Consider the following 21462-nt stretch of genomic DNA (forward strand, 5'->3'; position numbering starts at 1 on the left):
CGGCAGAATTTCAATCAACCTGTTCGGAGCTGATGCTCGCTCGCCTGTTCGTGATCTTCGGTGGCCTGTTCGTGCTGGTGCTGTGTGCGGCGCTGGTGGTGCCGTATTTTGTCGACTGGACCGGCTACCGCGCCGAATTCGAGCGGGAGGCCAGCGCCATTCTCGGCCGCAAGGTGACGGTGCAGGGCGATGCCACGGCGCGGCTGTTGCCGTTTCCCTCGGTCACCTTTTCCAACGTCACCGTCGCCGGTGGCCCGAATGGCCAACCTGCCATGACCGTCGAGACGTTTTCGATGGATGCGGAGCTGGCGCCCTTCCTGCGTGGCGAGGTGCTGATCTTCGACATGCGGCTGGTGCGGCCGAAAGCGACCATCGATATTGCCAGCAACGGTACCGTCGACTGGGCGATGCGGCCGTCCTCGCCCTTCGACCTCAACCAGATATCGATCGAGAAGCTAACGGTGACGGAAGGGCAGATCAAACTCAGCCATGCCGCCGGCGGACGCAGCCATCTCATTTCCGAGATCAATTCGACGATCTCGGCCAAGTCGCTGGCCGGGCCATGGCGCATGGACGGCACACTGCGGCTCGACGGCCTTCGCACCACTGTCGTGGCGTCCACCGGCAAGGCCGAAGGCACCGGGCAGATGCGGCTTCGGCTGAAGGCCGATCCCGATGCCTATCCTCTGGTCATCGAAACCGACGGTAATGCCGGCATCGTCAATGGTGCCGCCGTCTACTCCGGCCAGTTCAAGATTTCTGGTGCCGACAAGAACAGCGCCGCGCTGCGCGGCAACGACGGCGAGACGGTGAAGGTCAGTGGTGGCAAGCCCGATCCGGGCTTTCGGCTGAACGGCAAGTTTTCGCTCGATCACCAGAAGCTCGGCGTCGACGAATTCCGCTTCGAGACCGGACCGCTCGACAATCCCTACACCGCCGACGGCAAGGCTTCGGTCGATCTCGGCCTGAAGCCGAGCTTCGCCATAGAGGCCAGTGGCGCGCAGGTGCAGTTCGACGAGGCGGTGGGCGCCGAGGCCGGCGCCGGCGCGACACTCGACCAGCGCATCGCGGCGCTCGAACAGGCGTTGCATGAGATGCCAAAGCCGACCATACCCGGCACCGTCGAGGTCAAGCTGCCGGCGGTGGTCGCCGGCGACACCACGGTGCGCGACGTCCATCTTTCCGCCGAGCCGACCGATGGCGGCTGGTTTGTGAAATCGCTCGCCGCGACACTGCCTGGCCGCACCACGCTGGAAGCCAATGGCATGCTCAGCGTCGAGGATCATTTCGGCTTCACCGGCTCGCTGTTGCTGGCGGTGGCGCAACCGTCCGGCTTTGCCGCCTGGCTGTCGAAGGATGTCGACGAGGCGATCCGCCGACTGCCGGCCGCCGGCTTCAAGGCCACGGTCGATCTCACGGAAAAGCGCCAGGCGTTCAGCGATCTCGAACTGATCCTGGGCAAGGCGAAGTTTTCCGGCACTATCGATTCCAGTCAGCCCGACGATGCCAAACCGTCGGTGCTGATGCGGCTCGAAGGCGGTGAGCTCGATGTCGACGGGCTGGCGGCCTTCGCTTCGATCTTCGTCAGCGACAAGGGCGCCAACCGCTTTGCCGACCGCGACCTCGATTTCCAGATCAAGGCCGGGCCGGTCAGCGCTGGCGGCCTGACCGCCGACACGGTCGACACGGCGCTGAGGCTGCGCGACGGGTTGCTTGAAATCGACCGGTTGTCGTTGGGCGGGCTGGCCGGCGCCTCGATCAGCGCCACGGGCCGGATCAAGGATTTTCCAGCAAGTCCGACCGGCAAGCTCGACGCGTCAGTGGTTGCCGTCGATCTCAAGCCGCTGGTCGACGTCGCCGCCCAGCACTATCCCGACAATGCCGTGCTTAAGGGGCTGGCGAGCCGTGCAGCAGCCTATCCCGAGCTGTTCCAGGATGCGCGCGTCGACCTTGTGGCAAGTGCCGCCGACAATGGCGATGGCACCACGGGGCTGGCGGTGAGCGGCCAAGGCAAGGCCGGCGGCTCGGCCTTTTCGGCGTCGCTGTCGGGGAAGGGAGCAGCGGACAAGCTGCTCGAAGCGCCGGTGACGATGACCTTCAACGCCAGGAACCCCGACGCCACGGCGCTGCTGGCGCTCTACGGCCTGCCGGCGCTGCCGCTCGGCATGCTGGGCGAGGCGAGCACGGACGTTCAAGCCAAGGGCACGCTTGGCGGCGGCCTGGCGACGACTTTCAGCCTCGCCGGCAACGACTTCAAGGCCGGTTTCCAGGGAACCGTTGCAGACACGCCGCAAGGGGCTACCGCCAAAGGCAAGCTCAGCCTCGATGCAGCCGACATCGAGCCGTGGCTGATGACGACCGGCATCGGCCTGCCGGGCATGGGCGCGGGCATGTCGGCGTCGCTCACGGCGCAGGGCGACTATGGCAACGGCCTGCTGGTGCTGGACAGTCTCAGCGGCGCCCTCAACGAGGCGGCGGTGTCCGGCGACGTCAATGTCGACGTCAAGGACGGCGTGCCGCATCTGGCCGGCGCGCTGGTGCTCGACGAACTTGACCTCGATCCGATGGCGGTGGCGCTGTTCGGCGATTCCGCTTTTCTTGCCAACAAGAGTGGGGGCGACAAGAATGGTGGCTGGCCGGCTGCTCCGTTCAGCCAGAAATCCAGCCTGCCGTTCACCGCCGATCTCGACCTGACGACGGCGGCACTTGCCGCCGGGCCGTTCGCCACCGCCTATGACGCCGGCTTTTCGCTCAAACTCGACCAGGAAGGCATCAGGGTTTCGGACCTCAAGGCGAAATTCCTCAATGGTGCGCTGACAGGCCTGTTCGAATTGAAGAACAATGACGGCACCGGACTTTTCACCGGCCAAATGAAACTGGCGGGCGCCGATCTGGCGACCGTGCTGCCGAATGCCGGCATCAGCGGCAATGGCGATTTCTCGACGGCGCTGTCGACCAGCGGCAAGTCGGTCGATGCGATGGTGGCCGCTCTGTCCGGCTCCGGCACGGCGGCGTTGAAGGGGTTGCAGGTCGCCGGCGTCAATCCCGATGCGTTCAACGCGTTCCTCGCCAAGGCGGATGCGATCGGGCGCGACATCGATGCGGCCAAGACCGCCGCCTTCGCGCCGCAAATCGCCGCCGATGGCAGTTTTGCAGCCAAGGATACCGATGTCGCCTTCACGGTTGCCGGCGGCATGCTCAGGGCACCGCCGATCAGCCTGGAGAATCCGGCGGCGACCTTGTCCGCCGACATCATTGCGGACCTCAACGCAGCCATGATTTCCGCCAAGGGAGCGATCACTTATCGGCCCGGCGACGACGCGCTGGTCGGCTCCGATCCGGTGATGAATTTCACCGCCGAGGGGCCGTTCGGCGCCGTGAAACGGCAGTTCGACAGCGAGCCGCTGGCACAGTTCCTGACGCAGCGCGCGCTGGAAAGGGAACAGCAGCGCGTCGAGGCGATGCAGGCGGCGCTGCTCGAAAAGCAGCGGCTGCGGCGCGAGGTGCGCTACTACGCGGCATTGCAGGACGAACGCGACAGGGTGGCCGAGGAATTGCGCCAACAGGAGGAAGCGGCGCGGCTGAAAGCCGAGGCCGACGCCAGGGCAAAGGCCCAAGCAGATGCGCAGGCCCAGGCCGAAGCGGACGCAAAAGCGAAAGCCGATGCCGAAGCGAAAGCCCAGGCCGACGCCAAGGCAGCGGCCGAGCAGCAGGCCGCCGACGAGGCAGCCAAGGCGCAAGCAGACGAAGAGGCGAGACGCATCGCCTTGCAGGAAAAGGCAAGGCTCGAGGCCGAACGCAAGGCCGGGCAGCAGGCGCCGAAGGTGGAGCGTGCGCCGCTACCGGAGGCCAACGACAATCCGCCGCCGGCCAAGCCGAAGTCCAATCCGTTCACCATCGACAATCTGCTGAAGTCGTTGCAGTAGCCCAGACTGCTGCCGGCGCGCCGAACAATTGCGTCAGAGGACGGACATCTCGGCGCTGTCGGCGACATAGCGAGCGTGACGAAAATCGCGAATGGCGGCAAGCCTGCCCGCCTGCCATCCCAGCAGCACAAAGTAGGAGGGCCGCGCCGCCGGATCACAGGGATCGCAGACAAGGACTGCCGGCCTGCCTTCGACGAAGCCCGGCACGAAACGCCAATCCTGGACCCTCGAATAATTGTTGAAGTAGGTGCCGACTTCCTTGCGCCCGTTCAGCCGCGCCCTGGCCACCAGTTCCAGCCGCACCTCGTCCGCAAGCATGTCGCGCACCGCATCGAAATCGCGGGCGTTGAAGCGATCGATATAGGCGTCGAGGAGCAGGCGTTCGGACGCACTCAGCCTGGGGGAAGGGCGATCCTCGGGTTCATCGGCGAGTTGGCGCAGGCGGCCGCGGCCACGATGCAGCGCGGCCTTGATGGCCGGAATGCTGGTGTCGAGCATGGCGCTGATCTCCTGCAGCGAATAGCCCAGAACGTCCATCATGATGACACTGCTTCGCTGCGCGACGGGAAGGCGCATGAAGGTGTGCAGGCCGGCGGCCGCGGCCTGACGGTCGACGGTGGGGTTGGCCGGGTCGACGATCATGTCCGGATCCTCATCGGAAATGGCCTTTTCACGGGCGCGACGGCGCAGGAAATCAAGCGCCGCATTGTGGGCGATGCGGAACAGCCAACCCTCCGGATTCGCTATCGGGCCGGTGCTGGGCAGAGCTTCGAACGCCTTGGCCAGGGCTTCCTGCAGCACGTCTTCACCGTCGATGGCCGAGCCCGTCATGCGGGCGCAGTAGCGGTGCAGTTTGGGGCGCAATTCCCCGAACAGGCGATCGAACGGCTCGCGTATATCGCCGGGGATGTTCATGCGCCTCTATCCCGACTACTCGCCCAGCATCCGATAGCTGCCCACCACGGTCATTTCCTCACGTTGTGGGCGTTCAATGCAACGGTCGCGGATGCCGTTCTGAAAGGCCTCGAAGGCCGCAAGCCCGGTGATGAGTTCGGCATGGGCATCAGTTTCCGTTTCGACCAGATGGACAAAGGTCCCGTCGCCGGCCCGCAACGTCATATAGCGAACGCCGTCCGGAGATTTGTCGCCCAGCTCCTGGAAAACGGCCTTGATCAGCCGCTCGTTCTCATCGGCCAGTTCCGGCTTGGTCTTGTAGCGTATCAGATGGCGTTTCATCTTGATTGTTCCTTGGATCATGTCTCGCCGTGCCGGCCCACTCTGTCGAGACGTTTCCGGGAAGCCCGAGGATTCGGGTGCCAGGAATAATTCTGCCGTGCCGCAACGACGCCGGCGCGTCACTCACGGACGAGCAGGCGCTTGAGCATGGGTTCGATGCGCGACAGCTCGTCGAGATGTGCTGCCGACAGCTCGGCCAGACAATCGTCGGCGCGCTCGGTCAGCCGCAGCAGCACGCGGCGATGGTCATCCTTGTCCTGATCCCTTGCCACCAGCCCTGCCTCGCAAAGGCGGTTGATCAGCTCGACGGCGCTGTGATGGCGAATGCGAAGGCGCTCCGCCAGATCGCCAACCGTCACAGGTCCGCCGCCTGGGAATCCCTTGATTGCAAGCAGCGCCTGATGCTGGCGCGGCGTCAGGCCGGCGTCTTCCGCCTGGATTTGGCTGAATTCGAGGAAGCGCCGGATCAGGTAGCGAAATTCGGACAGCCGCTGGTAGTCGGACTGCTTGATGGCGGGGCGAGGTTTCTGCGGCTGCGTCATACCAGACATTTGTTCGTTTTCCGGGAAAGCTCAAACGGATTTCGAGCAAAACCGGCTTGAATATTTATATCGTGTTACGATACATAGCCAGTCGACAAAGCCGGCTGGCCGCCTCGACCATGCCGCGAGATACGGCTCGCCGCCAGAAAGCAAAGTCCGTCATGAAGCCCAATCACTCAAATCCCGGTCATCTCAGGGATTTCACCACCGATGCCAGGGTGCTGCTCGTCGCCGCCATCGCCGTGGTGGTGGCAACGGCGGGGTTGTTTGCCGGCATCGCGCTTTTGAAACTGATCCGGCTTGCCACCAACATTGCCTATTTTGGCCAGTTCACGCTTGCCGATCTGAAGCTGCAGGACACGCCGCTTGGACTTGTCTCTGTCGTCGTCCCGGTGATTGGTGCGCTGATCATTGGGGTGATGGCGCGCTTCGGCAGCGAGAAGATCCGCGGCCACGGTATTCCGGAGGCAATCGAGGCGATCCTGCTCGGGCGTTCCAGGCTCGACGCCAAGGTTGCGATCCTGAAGCTGCTCTCGTCGGCGATTTCGATCGGCTCGGGCGGCCCGTTCGGCGCCGAGGGCCCGATCATCATGACGGGCGGCGCGATCGGCTCGCTGATCGCGCAGATGCTGCCGGTCAGCGACAATGAGCGCAAGACGCTGCTGGTGGCAGGTGCGGCGGCCGGCATGACCACGGTCTTCGGCACACCGATCGCGGCCATCATGCTGGCGGTCGAACTGCTGCTTTTCGAATGGAGCCGCCGGCGTTCTGCGTGCGGCCGATCCCGGCTTCTGGGCGCTGCTGGCCATGGCCGCCACCATGGGCGGCACGATGCGATGGCGCCGTTGACCGCAACCTTCTTTGCCGTCGAGCTGACCGGCAACACGCACATGCTGGTGCCGTTGGTCGCGGCCTGCGCGGCCGCACATACAGTCAACGTGCTTTTGATGAAGCGTTCGATCCTGACCGAGAAGATCGCCAGAAGGGGACACCATCTGGTTCGCGAATACCGTGTCGATCCCTTCGCCCTGACCAGGGTGCGCGAAGTGATGACCTCTCAGGTCGAGAGCGTGCCGGATGGCGCGGCGGCGTTCCTGACGGCGCCGGAAACGCGGCATCCGAGTTTTCCCGTCGTCGACGAGAACGGGCATGTGCTCGGTCTGATCGATCCGCCGGCGATCCTGCGCTGGAGACGCGCCGGCACGCACCGCACCACGACGCTTGGCGAACTGCTGGCCGGCAGCAAGATCACGCTGGCCTATCCGGATGAGTATCTGGAGGGTCTCTCTGACAAGCTGCTGCTGGCCAACGTCTCTCATCTGCCTGTCGTCACCCGTGACGGCCTGCAACTGGTCGGTTTTGTCGGCTGGAAGGATCTCATGCGCGTGCGGTCGAGGAGACAGGCCGAGGAACGCGATCGCTCGACCCTTTTTTTCGGCACCAGACGTACGAAAAAGGCGGACGCGGTCGAGAGCCCTAGAAGCAATTCCAGGAAAAGGTGAAACGGTTTTCCGTCCGGAAGTGCGCAAAGACAAAGATTTAGCCGGCGCCGCGCTTTGCCCACTGCAGGACAAAGAGCCGGAGCGCCGAAGACAGGTTGGTGTCGCGAGGCCGCGTCTCGTCGACTTCGGCGACAAGAGCGGCGAGCGTCAGCTTTCTGGTCGCCGCGATCGCGACAAGATCGTCATAGAAGGGTTTTTCGAGCGAATAGCTGGTGCGGTGGCCGCGAATGGTCACCGAGCGCTTTTCGACGGCGCTCACTGCGGACTGCTCATTTTGCTCTAAGCATCGGATTCATCCGAAAGCCGCCGCGCGGTCCAATGTTCTGGTTGTCTTTGTCGCCAAAGGGTTCGCGACGGTGGCCAGCGACGAATTTGTCGCTCTTGTCGGCGATCATGCGGTCGCGTTCCTTTTCGACCTTGGAACGGCCGTGCAGGGCCCGGTTCTGTTCGGCGGCGCGCATCTTCTCGTCCCGCGCCTTCTGCTTACGGGCTTGGCGGAGGTTGACGATGTCGGCCATGGCGCGAAGCGTGGATTATTTCTTGCGGAAGGCGTCGAGCGAGACCACTTCGGCGCCCTTGGTGGCGGCGTCGGCAGCAGCGGGCTTCTTCTCCGGCTCGGCGGCGGCAGCCTTCTTCTCGGCCTTGGGCTTTTTCTCGGAGACGATGGTCAGCGGCTCGGGCGAGGCTTCGGCGGCTGGTTCCTCGGCGACACCGTCCGTCTTGACGTCGAATTCGAGTTCGAAATTGACCGAAGGATCATAGAAGCCGCGCACGGCCGAGAAGGGGATTTCGAGTTTCTCCGGCACGTCGGAGAAGGACAGGCCGACCTCGAAGCCGGTGTCGGTTACCTTCAGGTCCCAATACTGGAACTGGATGACGATGGTCATCTGCTCGGGATAGCGCTCGCGCAGCCGCGACGACACGCGCACGCCCGGCGCGCCGGTCAGGAAGGTGATGAAGAAGTGGTGGTTGCCGGGAAGGCCGGTGCGCGCGACTTCGGCCAGGACCTTGCGCATGACGCCGCGCAACGCCTCCTGGGCCAGAATGTCGTAGCGGATGTGGTCGTCGGCCATGTGGCGGTCGGGTTCCGTTGAATCGTCCGCATAGCTGTAATCAAGCTTGAGCGCGGCGTAAACCGCATATAGATCACCTCCGCACCGAGACGAGGATTATTGCCGGCGATTTGATCGCTCAGGTGCCGGCGAGCGCAGCCTGCTTTTCAACCGATGTGACGGACCGGCGCTTGCCGAAGGCACGCAGGAAGGTGCGCACGCCATTGGTTGCCGACTGGAGCACCTCGTCTTCGCTCGGCGTGCCGCCGAGCATGAAGGTCGTCTGCAACTCGGCATTGACGAGACCGAGAAACTGGCGTGCCGCCACATCGGGATCCTCGATCGCGAGGTAACCACCATAAGCCAGCCTTGCGAAACGGGCGGCGATTGCCGGCCATGTCCGGCCTGGGCCCTGTTCGAGCCACTCGGCAAACAGCTCGGGATAGCGCTCGCCTTCGGTTTGGATCAGCTTGCGCAGGAATTTTCCGTCGCGGTTGCAGATGCAGTTCTGGTTCAAGCGCACGGCAAAGCCGATCAGATCGGCTTCGAGGTCCTTGGGCTGATCGGGGAAGGTGGCAATGGTAGCGAAAATGCCGGCATTGCAGCGCTCGGTCAGATCGCGCACCACGGCGACGAACAATTTTTCCTTGTCGCCATGATGGTTATAGACGGTCTGGCGTGAGACGCCGGCCTCGGCCGCGATCAGGTCGATGTTGGCGCCGGCATATCCTTCGCGGCAGAAGACTCCAGCGGCGGCGTCGACGATCGATATGCGCTTGGCCTCATGGCCGCGTGGCGGGAAAGTGTCAGGAGAAACGTGCAGCTTCATAGAAATCTATATAGAGGTGATTGACGAATTAGACAAGAGTGTCTAAATTTGTGGACACAATACGAAGAGATTTGGCTCCGGAGAGACGAAGAGAATTCGCTGTTGGAGAGTCGGAATTTCAGGGGATGGAACGTACTTGGGTTACGCGCCGGCCTGCAGCGGCAACCAGATTCGAAAGAAGCCTTTATCATGAGTCCCAAATTCCTCCGCATCGCGGTCGTGCTCGGCCTGTTGTCCGCAATCGGCCCGTTCGCCATCGACATGTATCTGCCCGCGCTGCCTTCGATCGGCGCGGATCTGCACGCCGGCACTGCCGCCGTGCAGATGAGCCTGTTGATCTTCTTCCTGTCGATGGGTTTCGGCCAGATCGTCGTCGGGCCGATCTCCGACATGGTCGGCCGCAAGCTGCCGCTCTATGGCGGCCTTGCGTTGTTCATGATCGGCGGCATCGGCTCGGCAATGGCGCCGACCATCGAGTGGCTGATCGCTTTCCGCTTCCTGCAGGGCCTTGGCGCGAGCGCCGGCATGGCCATACCACGCGCTATCGTGCGTGACCTGCACACCGGCAATGAGGCTGCCAAATTGATGTCGCTGCTGATGCTGGTATTTTCGGTGTCGCCGATCCTGGCGCCGCTGACCGGCAGCCAGATCATCGAGAATTTCGGCTGGCGCGCCGTGTTCTGGACGGTGACGGGTGCGGCAGTGCTTGCCACCATCCTGTTGGCGACTTCGCTCAAGGAGACGCGGCCGGTGGAAGACCGCGCCGGTTCCTCCTTTGCAACCGCGCTTTCCGGCTACCGCTTCCTGATGGGCGACCGCAACTTCCTCGGTCTGGTGGCGATCGCCGGTTTCGGCATTGCGAGCTTCTTCGTCTATCTGTCGAGCTCGTCATTCATCCTGATCGACCATTACGGGCTTTCGCCTTCGGTCTACAGCGTGTTCTTCTCGATCAATGCGGTCGCCTTCATCGGCATGTCGCAGCTGACGGGCCTGCTGGCCGAGCGCTTCGGGCTGCGGCGCGTGGTGCGTGTCGCGGTGACTGGCTACGCGACGACGATGGTGGTGCTGTTCGCGGTGATGGCGACAGGCATCGACCGGCTCGACATGATGGCGGCGCTGCTGTTTGTCGGCTACGGCTTCCTCGGCCTGGTGATCCCGACCACCTCGGTGCTGGCCATGGAAGAGCATGGCGAGATCGCCGGCACGGCTTCGGCATTGATGGGCACGCTGCACTTCGCCATCGGTGCGATCGCCATGGGCGTCGCCGGGGTGTTCTTCGACGGCACGCCGCTGCCGATGGTAGCCGGCATCACGCTGTGCGCGGTGATTTCCTTCACGCTGGCCAAGGTCACGCTCGGCCGCTCGCGCGAAGCCGTAGAGGCACCGGCGGAATAAGCGATCACAATCCATACAAAGGCCGGGATCGTCCCGGCCTTTTTATGTTAATCCTGCCTCGGCCAGCAAAAAGCACAGCCGCGCCTCGACCGACGCCAAAGGCAGCGGGACCAGTTCATAGCCTAGTTCGGTGTAGGTATTGACCAGCACATGATAGGTGCGCTCGGCCTCGTCGAGCGTCTGCCTTCTTTCGGCGTCCTGCGTGAAGATGTCGGGCCATGGCGAGCAACGAAGACGCGCCTGGCATAGCGGAAGCGTTCGGCGGCATGCATGAATTGCTCGGGAACGGGCAGTCCGGTCAGGCGCAGATAACCAAGCGTGTCCGGCACGCCGCGATCAAAAAAGACCGCGCCTGTCTGTTCGCACGCGACCTGATAGGAGCGCATCTCCCACGACAGCATCAGCTCGGCAAACAGCGCGCGATCGTGCCAGGGCAGGGCAGTCCCGCCTATGGCGGACTGGTCGCGGATGATGCCGCGACCGGCTTCGACCGAGGTGGCAAAGCCTGCCCGGCGCAAGGCTTCGATCAAAGTGGTCTTGCCGGAGCCCGGACCGCCGGTCAGCACGAAGAATCGATCGGAATCGTTTTGCATCTATCGTCCGTGGAGAACGGGGCACGCGGGGCTGCGCCCTTCGCGGGCGGTGCAAAGGACTGATCAGCCGAAGCCGTTGCGCGTGAGGCGTATTGAAGGAGGGGAGAAGTGGAGGTTTCTGTTGCCAGGTACCTCCGAACCCCGCCTAGAAGTGCGAACCTCTAGGACTTGAATTGAAGCTATCGCACCGCATTAAGCAGCGAGACGTGCTTCCGCATAGTTGTCGTTGGCAACTATAAGTTTAGCCCGATGACGGTGGTACAATGCCGAGCAAAAGTACGATCTTTACACCTTCGTCGATCCTATTTCGCCCCCAGCAAAAACCGCCCTGTACTCAGCAGCAGCTTTTGGTGGAGGCGCCGGGTACCGCCCCCGGGTCCGAACGGCTTATTTCATCGCCCATTTATCGCCATAGTCGGTCAAGCCGACAAAACGAATATAGGGGCCCGTGGTGGAAAATGAAAGGCCGCAATGGCACTTTGTCCCCACGCCAAAACCGCATTGCCAAGGGTTGACTTGGGCGCGGTCTCAACCGAAGCTTTGCGGCGGTGAGGAGTTACCGACCTAGCGCACAAGTTGCAGCAGCGCGCCACAGCCCTCATCGATCGATCGGTGGCGCCGACGAGGGGAATTCTGATGGCCGACTATCTTGCAGACGTGAAGAAATATGACGCCGCGGCAAGCGCCGACGTGGTCGACAAGATCGTGAAGCATCTGGGCATTGCGCTCAGGAACCGCGATTCCTCGCTGGTGTCCTGCACCGACCCGAAGGAACTCGACCGCGTCAAGGCCGGGTGGGTGTCGAAGAAGCTTGGCATATCAGACGACAAGAAGGCTGACGCGTCGATCGAAAAGGTCTGCAAGGCGATGGCCGCCGACAACACCAAGAACCGGGTGACTTTCTATTACCTCGTCGCCAAGGATCTGGGCAAGCTCGGCTCCCTCTGAGACCTTTTGATAATTCTGCTCTAGCGGCCGACTAGCGCGGTTTTCTGCGCTTCCGGTGCTCACGTACTCCAGTACGCTCCGCTCCGGTTCTCGAAAGCCACGCTATTCGACTCGCCAGAGCGAATTCTGAAAAGGTCTCTCCGCCGGGGAAGACTTCAGACAAGCGTGGCGTCAGCCCACACATGCGCTATGATTGGTGAAATCTCGAATCGAGCCGGATACCGATGCGCCAATATCTTGACCTCTTGCAGCATGTGCTGGACAACGGTGCCGATCGCGGCGATCGCACCGGCACCGGCACGCGCTCCGTGTTTGGCTACCAGATGCGTTTCGACCTGGCGCGCGGCTTTCCCGTCACCACCACCAAGAAGCTGCATTTGAAGTCGATCATCCATGAACTGCTGTGGTTCCTGGCCGGCGACACCAACATCAAATACCTCACCGACCATGGCGTTTCGATCTGGGACGAATGGGCCGACGAGAATGGCGATCTCGGCCCGGTCTACGGCAAACAATGGCGCTCGTGGCCGGATGGCCATGGCGGTTCCATCGACCAGATAGCAAATCTTTTGAAAGAGATACGCCGCAATCCTCAATCGCGGCGGCTGATCGTTTCAGCCTGGAACCCGGCCGAGGTGGAAGCCATGGCGCTGCCGCCATGCCACTGCCTGTTCCAGTTCTATGTTTCCGAGGGCCGGCTTTCCTGCCAGCTCTACCAGCGTTCGGCCGATATCTTCCTTGGCGTGCCGTTCAACGTCGCTTCCTACGCGCTGCTGACCCTGATGGTGGCGCAGGTGACCGGGCTGAAGCCCGGCGATTTCGTCCATACGCTCGGTGACGCGCATCTCTATTCGAATCATTTCGAACAGGCGCGCGAACAATTGCGGCGTACGCCAAGGGCGCTGCCGACGATGTGGATCAATCCGGAGGTGAAGGACCTGTTCGCCTTCCGCTTCGAGGATTTCCTGCTGGAAAACTACGTCGCCGACGCGTCGATCAAGGCGCCGATCGCGGTCTAAGCCCCGCCGATCGCCTACCCTCGAAATCGGGCACCGATCAGTCGATGCCGACCATCACGTCCGAAGCCTTGACCACAGCATAGGCCTGCTTGCCCTTTTCGAGCTTCAGGTCGGCGACGGCCTCGTTGGTGATCGACGCGGTGACGACGGCGCCGCCAATGTCGATCCTGACATGCGAAGTGGTGGCTCCCTTGACGATCTCGGTGATCGTTCCCTTGAGGATATTGCGGGCGCTGATCTTCATCGAAGTTTCCTTTCCGGGGTTTCTTTGCCCGTCTTACCAGAACAATCGATGTCGCACAGGGATACGGGGCCTTCCCTTGTTATATTCATACGGATATATCGGTTGGCAGGCTTCGAGCCGATCGGATTTCAAACCCTGGGGAGTTTTCCATGACGCGCAAAGGTTTCGGATTGAGAGCGATCGCCATTGGCGGTTTTGCCGCGGCACTGATGGCGGCAGTGCCGGCAGCGCATGCGGAAGACAAGGTGGTGGTGTTTGCCGCGGCCAGCCTGAAGGACGCGCTCGACGCGGTGAACAAGGCATGCGCGGCCGATGTCGGCGAACCGGCGACCGTCTCCTACGCCGCAAGCTCGGCGCTGGCCAAGCAGATCGAGGGCGGCGCACCTGCCGACGTCTTCATTTCGGCCGACCTCGACTGGATGAAGTATCTCTCCGACAAGAAGCTGACAAAGCCGGACACCGAAGTGAAGCTGCTCGGCAACGAGATCGTGCTGGTGGCGCCGAAGGACTCGGGCGTTGAAACCAAGATCGAGAAAGGTTTTGACCTTGCCAAACTGATTGGCGACGGCAGGCTTGCCATGGGCGACTTCAAGGCTGTGCCGGCCGGCAAATATGGCAAGGCCGCGCTTGAATCGCTCGGTGTCTGGTCGTCGGTCGAAGGCAAGGTGGCGCAGGCCGAGAATGTGCGCGCGGCGCTGAAGCTGGTTTCGACCGGCGAAGCCGCCCTCGGCATCGTCTACGCCACCGATGCGAATGCCGAGAAGGGCGTCAAGGTGGTCGGCACCTTCCCGGAGGATTCGCATCCGCCGATCATCTATCCGGTTGCCCAGACCGCCGATTCGAAGGACAAGGATACGCTGGCTTTCCTGAAATGCCTGCAGTCGGCCAAGGCTGGTGCGCTGTTCAAGGAGCACGGATTTACTGTCCTGACGCCGAGCAATTGAGGTACGAAACCAACGCATGAACTGGCTGCTGGACCTCACTCCCGACGAATGGAATGCGGTCCGGCTGTCGATCAAGGTGGCGACGGTGGCGATGCTCGCCAGTCTGCCGCCGGGCATATTGATCGCGCTGCTGCTTGCCCGAGGACAATTCTGGGGCAAGACGCTGCTCAATGGCCTGGTCCATCTGCCGCTGATCCTGCCGCCGGTGGTGACGGGCTATCTGCTGCTGCTGACCTTCGGCAAGCGAGGGCCGGCTGGCGCCTTCCTGGCCGAGCATTTCGGTATCGTCTTCTCGTTTCGCTGGACGGGTGCGGCGCTCGCTTGTGGCGTCATGGGCTTTCCCCTGATGGTGCGTGCGATCCGGCTGTCGATCGAGGCGGTGGACCGCAAGATGGAAGCAGCGGCGGGAACGCTCGGCGCAAATCCCTACTGGGTGTTCGCCACCATCACGCTGCCCCTGATGCTGCCCGGATTGATCGCCGGCGCCATACTGTCTTTTGCCAAGGCGATGGGCGAGTTCGGCGCGACCATCACCTTCGTATCCAACATCCCCAATGAGACGCAGACACTGCCGTCGGCGATCTATACCTTCACGCAAGTGCCGGGCGGTGATGAAGGCGCGCTCAGACTGACGCTGATCTCCATTGTCATCTCGATGGCCGCACTGGTCGCTTCGGAGGTGCTGGCTCGGCGTGTCGGAAGGCGGATGGACATCGAATGACCGTCCTCGTCGACATCAGCCATCGCGTCGGCGATTTCGCCATCGACGTTCGCTTCGAGAGCGCCGGGCGACTGACGGCGTTGTTCGGACCCTCCGGGTCCGGCAAGACGACGCTGATCGACATGATCGCCGGGCTGATCCGGCCTGATAAAGGGCGCATCGAGGTCGATGGCCGCGTGCTGATCGACACGGGCGCTGGCATTTTCGTGCCGAAGCACAGGCGCCGCATCGGCATGGTGTTCCAGGATGCACGCTTGTTTCCGCACATGAGCGTGGCCAGCAATTTGCGCTATGGCCGCTGGTTCACGCGGGCAACGGAGCGCTACGCCGAGATGGATGCCGTTGTCGAATTGCTCGGCATTGGCCCGCTGCTGGACAGGCGACCGGCAAAGCTCTCGGGCGGCGAGAAGCAGCGCGTGGCGATCGGCCGGGCGTTGCTGGCCAGCCCCAGATTGCTGCTCATGGACGAACCGCTGGCCTCGCTCGACGAGGCGCGCAAAGCTGAGATCCTGCCCTATATCGAGCGCCTGCGCGACGAGACGAAAATCCCGATCGTCTATGTCAGCCATTCGGTTGCCGAGGTGGCGCGGCTGGCCAGCGACGTGGTGACGCTGGCGCAAGGCCATGTCATCGCCAGCGGACCGACCGAGGCGGTGATGCAAAGGCTCGACCTGCTGCCGGCGGAGGAACGCGGCGAGGGCGGCGCCGTGCTGGACACGAAGGTGCTGCACCATGACGCGGTTTTCGGCATGACCGTGCTCGGCTCGGCCGCCGGCGAGATCCGGGTGCCGCGCCTGGCGATGAACACAGGGGCGCGTGTGCGCGTCCGCATCCGCGCCCGCGACGTGATGATCGCAACGGAGAAACCGACAGGCCTCAGCGCGCTCAACATTCTGCCGGGCACCATTGTCGCCATCAGCCCGGGCGAGGGCGCGACAGTCGAGGTCGGCATCGACTGCAACGGCGCAGCCGTGCTGGCCCGCATCACCGAGCAGTCACGGCAAGGGCTGAAGCTTCGGCTCGGCGGGAAGGTTTTCGCGGTGGTCAAGACGGTGAGCTTCGACCGGGCAAACACCGGCGTTGGCCTGCCCGCCGAGGCGGATGGCTGACCGTCGCTATGTTTTTTTGGAATAGCGGTATCGCTGAGGAGCTTCTAGTATGGCATCGGACGTGACCGCGGAGGAGCAAAAATGCCGTCGCTGAGCTTGCGGATAAATCTCGACCCCGACGGGCGCATCGGACCGGGCAAAATCGAGCTTCTGGAGCAGATCGCCGCCTTCGGCTCGATCTCTGCCGCCGCGCGTGGCATGGAAATGTCCTACAAGCACGCCTGGGACCTGGTCGAGGACATGAACCGGGTGTTCGGCAAGCCGCTGGTCGCGGCGCAGACCGGTGGCCGCAAGGGCGGCGGCGCGCAACTGACGGCGGTGGGCCTTGCTGTGGTCAGCCGCTTCCGAGCCATCGAGCGCGCGGCTGCGGCTGCGGCTGCGACGCACATGGAGGCGTTGCAGGCTGAAATCGATGCCGGATGAAAGGTGCCGAGCGCTTCACCTGCCAAAGGTAGTCGCAGGCTATTCTTCCGGCTCGCCAGGCTTGCGCAGCAGATACGTATCCATGATCCAGCCCTTTTGCAGACGGGCTTCCTCGCGGACCCTTTCGATCTCCGAGCCGACATCGCCGATCCGGCCCGAGAGAATAATCTCGTCCGCTGTGCCGAGATAGGCGCCCCAGTGGATGACGACATCCTTGTCGGCAAGTGTGTTGAACGCGCATTTTCCGTCCAGCATGACAACCGTGCTGCCGGCATTGTCGGCCAGGCCCTCCTGGGTGAGGCGGCGGCCGGTGGTGACCAGGACGGAATCGCCGATGCGGTTCAGCGCCATTTTGTGGCTGGCGGCAAGCGCCTGGATAGCGGTGATGCCTGGAATGACCTCCAGTTCGAACGCGACATTGCCTCTCAGGCGCACGCGCTCGAGGATGCGCAGCGCGCTGTCGTAGAGCGAGGGATCGCCCCAGATCAGAAATGCACCGCAGCCATCCTTTGCAATCTCGTCGCGGATCAGGGCTTCGTAGATGGCGGCAATGGCCTCGTGCCAGTCGTCGACCGTCGAGCGGTAGGAGGGCGCCGGCTCGGCGCGCACCGGCACGTCGAATTCGACGCGGCGCGACTTCGGATTGGTGACGAAGCGATCCCAGATCTGGCGGCGCAGGTCGGCAAGGTCGTTCTTTTTCGCGCCCTTGTCGGGGATGAACAGCACGTCGGCGCAATTGAGGCCGTTTATGGCCTGAACGGTCATGTGGTCTGGATTGCCGGCGCCGATGCCGATGACGAGAAGCTTGCGCATGGAACGATCTCCTGCCCGATCGGAACCTGTTAGTCCAGAGCGCCATGGCGAGCCCGCGGATGCGGAAGGGCTTTGAAACGCCACATTGAAACGGCTAGGGTCGTGTCGGCATTCTAGCCGAGGGGGCTTCCATGTTGAGATTTGTCCTGATCGCCGCGCTGGCGCTTTCAGCCGCGCCTGCATTCGCCAATGATTCGGTTGCCGAACTCGGCACCGGCGGCCTGATCCTGTCCCGCAGCGATGCCGTGTCGATGCAAAGCGAGGACCTCTTCATCTCGCCGGAAAAGGTGACGGTCGACTACGTCTTCCACAACAACACCGACAAGGATGTCGACGCGATCGTCGCTTTCCCGATGCCCGACATTTCTGGCGATCCCGAGGAGATGCCGGCAATCCCTGAAAATCAGAGCGACAATTTTCTCGGCTTCGAGGTGACGATCGACGGTGTCGCCGCCAAGCCACAGCTCGAGCAGAAGGTGTTCGCGCTCGGCATCGACATCGGTGCCGATCTGAAGGCGCAGAATGTGCCGTTCAACCCGTTTGGCGACGAGGCGAAGGCTGCATTGGCAAAGCTGTCGCAAGCGGTGGCCGACGATTGGGTCAACCGCGGCATCATCATCGAGGACACGATTGACGATAGTCCCGGCGCGAAACCCAACTACGCGCCGTTCTGGCAATTGCGGTCGACCTACTGGTGGCGCTCGACCTTTCCGGCCAACAAGGACGTTCACGTCTCGCACCGTTACAAGCCGAGCGTCGGCGGCACGTCTTCGGTCAGCTTTTTCTTCGACGGCAAGTTCCAGGGCCAATATGCCAGCTACAAGACCCGTTACTGCATGGACGACACCTTCGAGAACGCGGTGCGCAAGGCGGCGAAGGATGGTCCAGACGGCTATCCCCCGTACAACGAAAGCCGCATCGCCTATGTCCTGACCACCGGCGGCAACTGGGCGGCGGGCACCATCGGTAAGTTCAAGCTGACCGTCGACAAGGTCAATCCGAAAGCGCTGGTCTCGTTCTGCGGCGACAATGTCAAAAAGGTCGGGCCGACGACGTTCGAGATGACGGCGGACGATTTCTATCCCGAGCACGACATCGACATCCTGCTCCTTGATCCGACGGACAACAATGGCGGGGATGCCAACTGATGCATGTTGCGATTTATGTTGCCATTGCCGAGAACGGCGTGATCGGGCGGGATGGCGGGCTGCCCTGGCGCCTGTCAACCGATCTCAAGCGTTTCAAGGCCGACACGATGGGCAAGCCGATCATCATGGGCCGCAAGACCTTTGAAGGCATCGGCCGGCCACTGCCGGGCAGACTGAACATCGTGGTCACCCGCGACAAGGCCTGGCGCGCCGAGGGCATCGAGGTGGCCCATTCACTCGAAGCCGCGATCCAGCTGGCCACGGTGCGCGGGCGCTGCATGGCCGGTGTGGACGAGGTCTGCGTCATCGGCGGCGGCGAAATCTACGCCCAGGCGCTGCCGCTGGCCGACCGGCTGCACGTCACCCATGTGCTGGCAACGGTCGACGGCGATGCGCATTTCCCGCCGATCGATCCCAATTCCTGGCGTATGGTCAGCTCACAGGAGGTTCCGGCGGGGGAAAAGGACAGCCACGCGACACGCTATTCGGTTTACGAGCGTCGCCGCGACGTGCATTGAAGACGACAAAGGGTCGCGACCGGACCAAATCGGACGAAGTCGGCAACGCATCGCGTTGAAAGCGTCTCGTGGCGTCCCTATAGAAGAACGATACTGGATTTCGCGCCATAATACCGGCGCTTGAGGGAATTCTATGCGAAAGGACATTCATGCCCTGGAACGATAAAAGCGGCGGCGGCGGCCCATGGGGCGGCGGCGGCAACAATCAGGGACCCTGGGGGCAGGGACCAAAGGGACCGAGCGGCCCGCAGGGCTCGCCTCCCGATCTCGAAGACATCATCCGCCGCGGCCAGGACAGGCTCCGGCGCGCACTGCCGGGTGGCGGTGGCGCGAGCCCGGCTATTTTCGCGCTGATCGCGGCAGCACTCGTGGTGCTGTGGGCATTTCAGGCGGTTTACACCGTGCAGCCCGACGAGGTCGCGGTTGAACTGCGCTTCGGTAAGCCGAAGGCCGAACTGTCGCAGCCCGGCCTGCATTTCCATTGGTGGCCGCTCGAAACGGTCGAGACGGCGAAGATTTCCGAACAGCTCGTCGACATTGGCGGCGGCAACACCAGCGGCAACGGCCTGATGCTTTCAGGCGACCAGAACATCGTCAACGTCCAGTTCTCGGTGGCTTATCAGGTCTCCGACCCTCGGGCCTATCTGTTCGACGTCTCAGATCCCGACGGCATGCTGCGGCAGGTTGCCGAAAGCGCCATGCGCGAAGCCGTCGGTCGCCGGCCGGCGCAGGACATCTTCCGCGATGACCGCCAGGGCATCGCCGCCTCGGTTCGCGAAATCATCCAGACCACGCTGGACGGCTACAAGGCCGGCCTCAACGTCAACGCCGTCTCGATCGAGGATGCAGCACCGCCACGCGAGGTGGCCGATGCGTTCGACGAGGTGCAGCGTGCCGAGCAGGACGAAGACAAGTTCGTCGAGCAGGCCAACCAGTACTCCAACCAGAAGCTCGGCCAGGCGCGTGGCGAGGCCGCACAGGTCCGCGAAGACGCGGCCGCCTACAAGAACCGGGTCGTGCAGGAAGCCGAAGGCGAGGCGCAGCGCTTCATCTCGGTCTATGACGAATATGCCAAGGCGCCGGATGTGACACGCAAGCGCCTCTATCTGGAAACCATGGAGAGAGTTCTGAAGGATTCGAACAAGGTGATCGTCGAGCAGGGCAACGGGCAAGGGGTCGTTCCCTATCTGCCGCTGCCGGCATTGCAGCCGAAAGCGCCGGCACCGGCCGCCCCTGCTGCCGCGACGGGAGGTAACCAGTAATGGCCAATCGTCTCCCCATCATCGTCGTCGCCGCCGCCATCATCCTGTTCCTGCTCTATTCGTCGGTGTTCGTGGTCAATGCGCGTCAGCAGGCGCTGGTGCTCAGGTTCGGCGAGATCGTCGACGTCAAGAGCGAGCCCGGCATCTACTTCAAGGCGCCGTTCTCGTTCTTCGACGCCGATACTGTGCAACTGATCGAGAACCGTGTGCTGCGCTTCGACCTCGACAACATCCGCGTCCAGGTGTCGGGCGGCAAGTTCTATGAGGTCGATGCCTTCATCGCCTATCGCATCTCGGATCCGCGCGTCTTCCGTGCCGCCGTGTCCGGTCAGATCGAACTGGCCGAAGCTCGGCTCAGGACGCGTCTAGACGCTGCCTTGCGCCGCGTCTACGGTCTGCGCGATTTCGAGGCCGCGCTCTCCGAACAGCGCGCCGTAATGATGCGCGAAGTCCGCGATCAGCTCCGGCCCGACGCCACGTCGCTCGGCCTGCAGATCGAGGATGTCCGCATTCGCCGTACCGATCTCACCGCGGAAGTCTCGCAGCAGACTTACGACCGCATGAAGGCCGAACGCCTTGCAGAGGCTGCGCGGCTGAGGGCACGCGGCAACGAAGCGGCACAGCGCATCACGGCTCGCGCCGATCGCGAAGTGGTCGAGATCGTTGCCGAAGCGCGCAAAGAGTCGGAAATCCTGCGAGGCGAGGGCGAAGCCCAGCGCAGCGCCACCTTCGCGGAAGCGTATAAGCGCGACCCGGCCTTCTTCGATTTCTATCGGTCGATGAACGCCTATGGCACGGCGCTGGACAACACCGGGACGACCATGGTGCTGTCGCCGAACTCGGAGTTCTTCCGGTTCTTCCGCGATCCCGACGGCAAGGAGGCGCCGGCGAAGCCGGTTTCGCCAGTACCTGCCGCGCCTGCGACGGCACCTGCCGCGCCGGCGGCACAGCCCAGCACTAGCCCGTAGCGGCAGGTGCAGGACTTTCTCGCCGCCATGGGCCTTGTCCTTGTGATAGAAGGTCTGGTCTATGGCGGCTTTCCCGGCCTTGCCAGGAAGCTGGCCACTGAAGTGCTGTCGCTGCCCGAGAATGCGTTGCGGATCGCCGGGCTGGCGGCGATTGCCATCGGTGTCGGCATCGTCTGGCTGGTGCGAAGCGGATGAGGGCGGCGAGCTTCGGTTTTCGGGATACGAGCTTCGATCCCGGGGATACGAACTTCGATCCCGGGATACGAACTT

Annotated in this window: 23 protein-coding genes, 1 other RNA gene and 2 pseudogenes; 15 read left to right on the top strand and 11 right to left on the bottom strand. The window is 63.0% G+C overall.

Annotation, left to right across the window (positions count from 1 at the left end; all coding sequences use genetic code 11):
* Positions 1-32 precede the first annotated feature (32 nt).
* Positions 33-3926 (top strand): AsmA family protein, encoded by a 3894-nt coding sequence (locus HNQ71_RS15090; protein WP_184873381.1) that lies wholly within the window; start codon positions 33-35, stop codon positions 3924-3926.
* A 33-nt stretch (positions 3927-3959) separates the two neighbouring features.
* On the opposite strand, the gene HNQ71_RS15095 is transcribed toward HNQ71_RS15090, so the two are convergent.
* The 3 genes from HNQ71_RS15095 to HNQ71_RS15105 all read right to left on the bottom strand — a co-directional run bounded on the left by HNQ71_RS15095 (position 3960) and on the right by HNQ71_RS15105 (position 5713).
* Positions 3960-4841: a sigma-70 family RNA polymerase sigma factor gene (locus HNQ71_RS15095; RefSeq protein ID WP_184873382.1), complete on the bottom strand. Its 882-nt coding sequence runs from the start codon at positions 4839-4841 to the stop codon at positions 3960-3962.
* Between the two features lie 15 nt (positions 4842-4856).
* Positions 4857-5162: a hypothetical protein gene (locus HNQ71_RS15100; protein WP_184873383.1), complete on the bottom strand. Its 306-nt coding sequence runs from the start codon at positions 5160-5162 to the stop codon at positions 4857-4859.
* Positions 5163-5281: 119 nt separating this feature from the next.
* Positions 5282-5713: a MarR family winged helix-turn-helix transcriptional regulator gene (locus HNQ71_RS15105; RefSeq protein ID WP_184873384.1), complete on the bottom strand. Its 432-nt coding sequence runs from the start codon at positions 5711-5713 to the stop codon at positions 5282-5284.
* 152 nt (positions 5714-5865) lie between these two features.
* Here HNQ71_RS15105 and HNQ71_RS15110 point away from each other — a divergent pair.
* Together HNQ71_RS15110 and HNQ71_RS35825 are read left to right on the top strand one after the other, a co-directional pair.
* Positions 5866-6933 (top strand): annotated as a pseudogene (locus HNQ71_RS15110) (chloride channel protein); the annotation flags it as partial.
* Positions 6934-7005: 72 nt separating this feature from the next.
* Positions 7006-7206: a CBS domain-containing protein gene (locus tag HNQ71_RS35825; RefSeq protein ID WP_425492245.1), complete on the top strand. Its 201-nt coding sequence runs from the start codon at positions 7006-7008 to the stop codon at positions 7204-7206.
* Positions 7207-7243: 37 nt separating this feature from the next.
* Here the strand turns inward: HNQ71_RS35825 and HNQ71_RS15115 are convergent, their stop codons facing one another.
* The 4 genes from HNQ71_RS15115 to HNQ71_RS15130 form a co-directional block, all read right to left on the bottom strand.
* The gene (locus HNQ71_RS15115; RefSeq protein WP_184873385.1) at positions 7244-7465 is read right to left on the bottom strand and encodes a ribbon-helix-helix domain-containing protein; all 222 of its coding nucleotides are present in this window, start codon (positions 7463-7465) and stop codon (positions 7244-7246) included.
* Positions 7466-7475: 10 nt separating this feature from the next.
* Positions 7476-7724 (bottom strand): DUF4169 family protein, encoded by a 249-nt coding sequence (locus HNQ71_RS15120; RefSeq protein ID WP_184873386.1) that lies wholly within the window; start codon positions 7722-7724, stop codon positions 7476-7478.
* Between the two features lie 15 nt (positions 7725-7739).
* Positions 7740-8279 carry an SspB family protein gene (locus HNQ71_RS15125; RefSeq protein WP_184873387.1) on the bottom strand — a complete coding sequence of 180 codons (540 nt, stop codon included), beginning with the start codon at positions 8277-8279 and terminating at the stop codon, positions 7740-7742.
* A 118-nt stretch (positions 8280-8397) separates the two neighbouring features.
* Positions 8398-9087, bottom strand: coding sequence for a TetR/AcrR family transcriptional regulator (locus tag HNQ71_RS15130; RefSeq protein WP_184873388.1), 690 nt, complete (start codon positions 9085-9087; stop codon positions 8398-8400).
* A gap of 189 nt (positions 9088-9276) precedes the next feature.
* Between HNQ71_RS15130 and HNQ71_RS15135 the strand changes: the two genes are divergently transcribed.
* Positions 9277-10482, top strand: a complete 1206-nt coding sequence (locus HNQ71_RS15135) for a multidrug effflux MFS transporter (RefSeq protein WP_184873389.1) — start codon at positions 9277-9279, stop codon at positions 10480-10482.
* A gap of 42 nt (positions 10483-10524) precedes the next feature.
* Here the strand turns inward: HNQ71_RS15135 and HNQ71_RS15140 are convergent.
* Together HNQ71_RS15140 and ssrA are read right to left on the bottom strand one after the other, a co-directional pair.
* Positions 10525-11075: pseudogene (locus HNQ71_RS15140) on the bottom strand (AAA family ATPase).
* Between the two features lie 107 nt (positions 11076-11182).
* Positions 11183-11543, bottom strand: a transfer-messenger RNA (tmRNA) gene (gene ssrA, locus HNQ71_RS15145).
* 168 nt (positions 11544-11711) lie between these two features.
* Between ssrA and HNQ71_RS15150 the strand changes: the two genes are divergently transcribed.
* Both HNQ71_RS15150 and HNQ71_RS15155 read left to right on the top strand, forming a co-directional pair.
* Entirely contained in the window at positions 11712-12023 is a 312-nt protein-coding gene (locus HNQ71_RS15150) for a DUF2853 family protein (protein ID WP_095087099.1), read from the top strand.
* Between the two features lie 224 nt (positions 12024-12247).
* Positions 12248-13042 (top strand): thymidylate synthase, encoded by a 795-nt coding sequence (locus HNQ71_RS15155; protein ID WP_184873390.1) that lies wholly within the window; start codon positions 12248-12250, stop codon positions 13040-13042.
* Positions 13043-13079: 37 nt separating this feature from the next.
* On the opposite strand, the gene HNQ71_RS15160 is transcribed toward HNQ71_RS15155, so the two are convergent.
* Complete coding sequence (locus tag HNQ71_RS15160; protein ID WP_184873391.1) at positions 13080-13286, bottom strand: TOBE domain-containing protein; 207 nt, start codon at positions 13284-13286, stop codon at positions 13080-13082.
* 149 nt (positions 13287-13435) lie between these two features.
* Between HNQ71_RS15160 and modA the strand changes: the two genes are divergently transcribed.
* The 4 genes from modA to HNQ71_RS15180 all read left to right on the top strand — a co-directional run bounded on the left by modA (position 13436) and on the right by HNQ71_RS15180 (position 16483).
* Positions 13436-14230 (top strand): molybdate ABC transporter substrate-binding protein, encoded by a 795-nt coding sequence (gene modA / locus HNQ71_RS15165; RefSeq protein ID WP_184873392.1) that lies wholly within the window; start codon positions 13436-13438, stop codon positions 14228-14230.
* A 16-nt stretch (positions 14231-14246) separates the two neighbouring features.
* Positions 14247-14951, top strand: coding sequence for a molybdate ABC transporter permease subunit (modB, locus tag HNQ71_RS15170; RefSeq protein WP_184873393.1), 705 nt, complete (start codon positions 14247-14249; stop codon positions 14949-14951).
* A complete protein-coding gene (modC, locus tag HNQ71_RS15175; RefSeq protein WP_184873394.1) occupies positions 14948-16060 on the top strand; it encodes a molybdenum ABC transporter ATP-binding protein in 1113 nt (370 codons plus the stop codon). Before modB ends, modC begins: the two co-directional genes overlap by 4 nt.
* 81 nt (positions 16061-16141) lie before the next feature.
* Positions 16142-16483: a winged helix-turn-helix domain-containing protein gene (locus HNQ71_RS15180; RefSeq protein WP_095087111.1), complete on the top strand. Its 342-nt coding sequence runs from the start codon at positions 16142-16144 to the stop codon at positions 16481-16483.
* Positions 16484-16522: 39 nt separating this feature from the next.
* Here HNQ71_RS15180 and cobF read toward each other — a convergent pair whose 3' ends face one another.
* Positions 16523-17296: a precorrin-6A synthase (deacetylating) gene (gene cobF, locus HNQ71_RS15185; protein ID WP_184873395.1), complete on the bottom strand. Its 774-nt coding sequence runs from the start codon at positions 17294-17296 to the stop codon at positions 16523-16525.
* Between the two features lie 131 nt (positions 17297-17427).
* Between cobF and HNQ71_RS15190 the strand changes: the two genes are divergently transcribed.
* The 5 genes from HNQ71_RS15190 to HNQ71_RS15210 all read left to right on the top strand — a co-directional run bounded on the left by HNQ71_RS15190 (position 17428) and on the right by HNQ71_RS15210 (position 21387).
* Positions 17428-18444: a DUF4424 domain-containing protein gene (locus tag HNQ71_RS15190; protein ID WP_184873396.1), complete on the top strand. Its 1017-nt coding sequence runs from the start codon at positions 17428-17430 to the stop codon at positions 18442-18444.
* Positions 18444-18962: a dihydrofolate reductase gene (locus HNQ71_RS15195; RefSeq protein WP_184873397.1), complete on the top strand. Its 519-nt coding sequence runs from the start codon at positions 18444-18446 to the stop codon at positions 18960-18962. Before HNQ71_RS15190 ends, HNQ71_RS15195 begins: the two co-directional genes overlap by 1 nt.
* A gap of 149 nt (positions 18963-19111) precedes the next feature.
* Positions 19112-20224 carry an FtsH protease activity modulator HflK gene (hflK, locus tag HNQ71_RS15200; protein WP_184873398.1) on the top strand — a complete coding sequence of 371 codons (1113 nt, stop codon included), beginning with the start codon at positions 19112-19114 and terminating at the stop codon, positions 20222-20224.
* Positions 20224-21192, top strand: a complete 969-nt coding sequence (gene hflC, locus HNQ71_RS15205) for a protease modulator HflC (RefSeq protein ID WP_184873399.1) — start codon at positions 20224-20226, stop codon at positions 21190-21192. The genes hflK and hflC overlap by 1 nt, the downstream gene beginning before the upstream one ends.
* Positions 21193-21198: 6 nt before the next feature.
* A complete protein-coding gene (locus HNQ71_RS15210) occupies positions 21199-21387 on the top strand; it encodes a DUF2065 domain-containing protein (RefSeq protein WP_095087125.1) in 189 nt (62 codons plus the stop codon).
* The last annotated feature ends 75 nt before the right edge of the window (positions 21388-21462 follow it).

Origin of the sequence: Mesorhizobium sangaii, from assembly GCF_014207355.1 — a bacterium.
In the GTDB taxonomy this organism is placed as follows: domain Bacteria; phylum Pseudomonadota; class Alphaproteobacteria; order Rhizobiales; family Rhizobiaceae; genus Mesorhizobium; species Mesorhizobium sangaii.

What these genes read in the sequence shown, in the direction of transcription:
- HNQ71_RS15090 (WP_184873381.1), top strand. Translation starts at nt 33, where the DNA reads ATGCTCGCTCGCCTGTTCGTGATCTTCGGTGGCCTGTTCGTGCTGGTG.
- HNQ71_RS15095 (WP_184873382.1), bottom strand. Translation starts at nt 4,841, where the DNA reads ATGAACATCCCCGGCGATATACGCGAGCCGTTCGATCGCCTGTTCGGG.
- HNQ71_RS15100 (WP_184873383.1), bottom strand. Translation starts at nt 5,162, where the DNA reads ATGAAACGCCATCTGATACGCTACAAGACCAAGCCGGAACTGGCCGAT.
- HNQ71_RS15105 (WP_184873384.1), bottom strand. Translation starts at nt 5,713, where the DNA reads ATGTCTGGTATGACGCAGCCGCAGAAACCTCGCCCCGCCATCAAGCAG.
- HNQ71_RS15120 (WP_184873386.1), bottom strand. Translation starts at nt 7,724, where the DNA reads ATGGCCGACATCGTCAACCTCCGCCAAGCCCGTAAGCAGAAGGCGCGG.
- HNQ71_RS15125 (WP_184873387.1), bottom strand. Translation starts at nt 8,279, where the DNA reads ATGGCCGACGACCACATCCGCTACGACATTCTGGCCCAGGAGGCGTTG.
- HNQ71_RS15130 (WP_184873388.1), bottom strand. Translation starts at nt 9,087, where the DNA reads ATGAAGCTGCACGTTTCTCCTGACACTTTCCCGCCACGCGGCCATGAG.
- HNQ71_RS15135 (WP_184873389.1), top strand. Translation starts at nt 9,277, where the DNA reads ATGAGTCCCAAATTCCTCCGCATCGCGGTCGTGCTCGGCCTGTTGTCC.
- HNQ71_RS15150 (WP_095087099.1), top strand. Translation starts at nt 11,712, where the DNA reads ATGGCCGACTATCTTGCAGACGTGAAGAAATATGACGCCGCGGCAAGC.
- HNQ71_RS15155 (WP_184873390.1), top strand. Translation starts at nt 12,248, where the DNA reads ATGCGCCAATATCTTGACCTCTTGCAGCATGTGCTGGACAACGGTGCC.
- HNQ71_RS15160 (WP_184873391.1), bottom strand. Translation starts at nt 13,286, where the DNA reads ATGAAGATCAGCGCCCGCAATATCCTCAAGGGAACGATCACCGAGATC.
- modA (WP_184873392.1), top strand. Translation starts at nt 13,436, where the DNA reads ATGACGCGCAAAGGTTTCGGATTGAGAGCGATCGCCATTGGCGGTTTT.
- modB (WP_184873393.1), top strand. Translation starts at nt 14,247, where the DNA reads ATGAACTGGCTGCTGGACCTCACTCCCGACGAATGGAATGCGGTCCGG.
- modC (WP_184873394.1), top strand. Translation starts at nt 14,948, where the DNA reads ATGACCGTCCTCGTCGACATCAGCCATCGCGTCGGCGATTTCGCCATC.
- HNQ71_RS15180 (WP_095087111.1), top strand. Translation starts at nt 16,142, where the DNA reads ATGCCGTCGCTGAGCTTGCGGATAAATCTCGACCCCGACGGGCGCATC.
- cobF (WP_184873395.1), bottom strand. Translation starts at nt 17,296, where the DNA reads ATGCGCAAGCTTCTCGTCATCGGCATCGGCGCCGGCAATCCAGACCAC.
- HNQ71_RS15190 (WP_184873396.1), top strand. Translation starts at nt 17,428, where the DNA reads ATGTTGAGATTTGTCCTGATCGCCGCGCTGGCGCTTTCAGCCGCGCCT.
- HNQ71_RS15195 (WP_184873397.1), top strand. Translation starts at nt 18,444, where the DNA reads ATGCATGTTGCGATTTATGTTGCCATTGCCGAGAACGGCGTGATCGGG.
- hflK (WP_184873398.1), top strand. Translation starts at nt 19,112, where the DNA reads ATGCCCTGGAACGATAAAAGCGGCGGCGGCGGCCCATGGGGCGGCGGC.
- hflC (WP_184873399.1), top strand. Translation starts at nt 20,224, where the DNA reads ATGGCCAATCGTCTCCCCATCATCGTCGTCGCCGCCGCCATCATCCTG.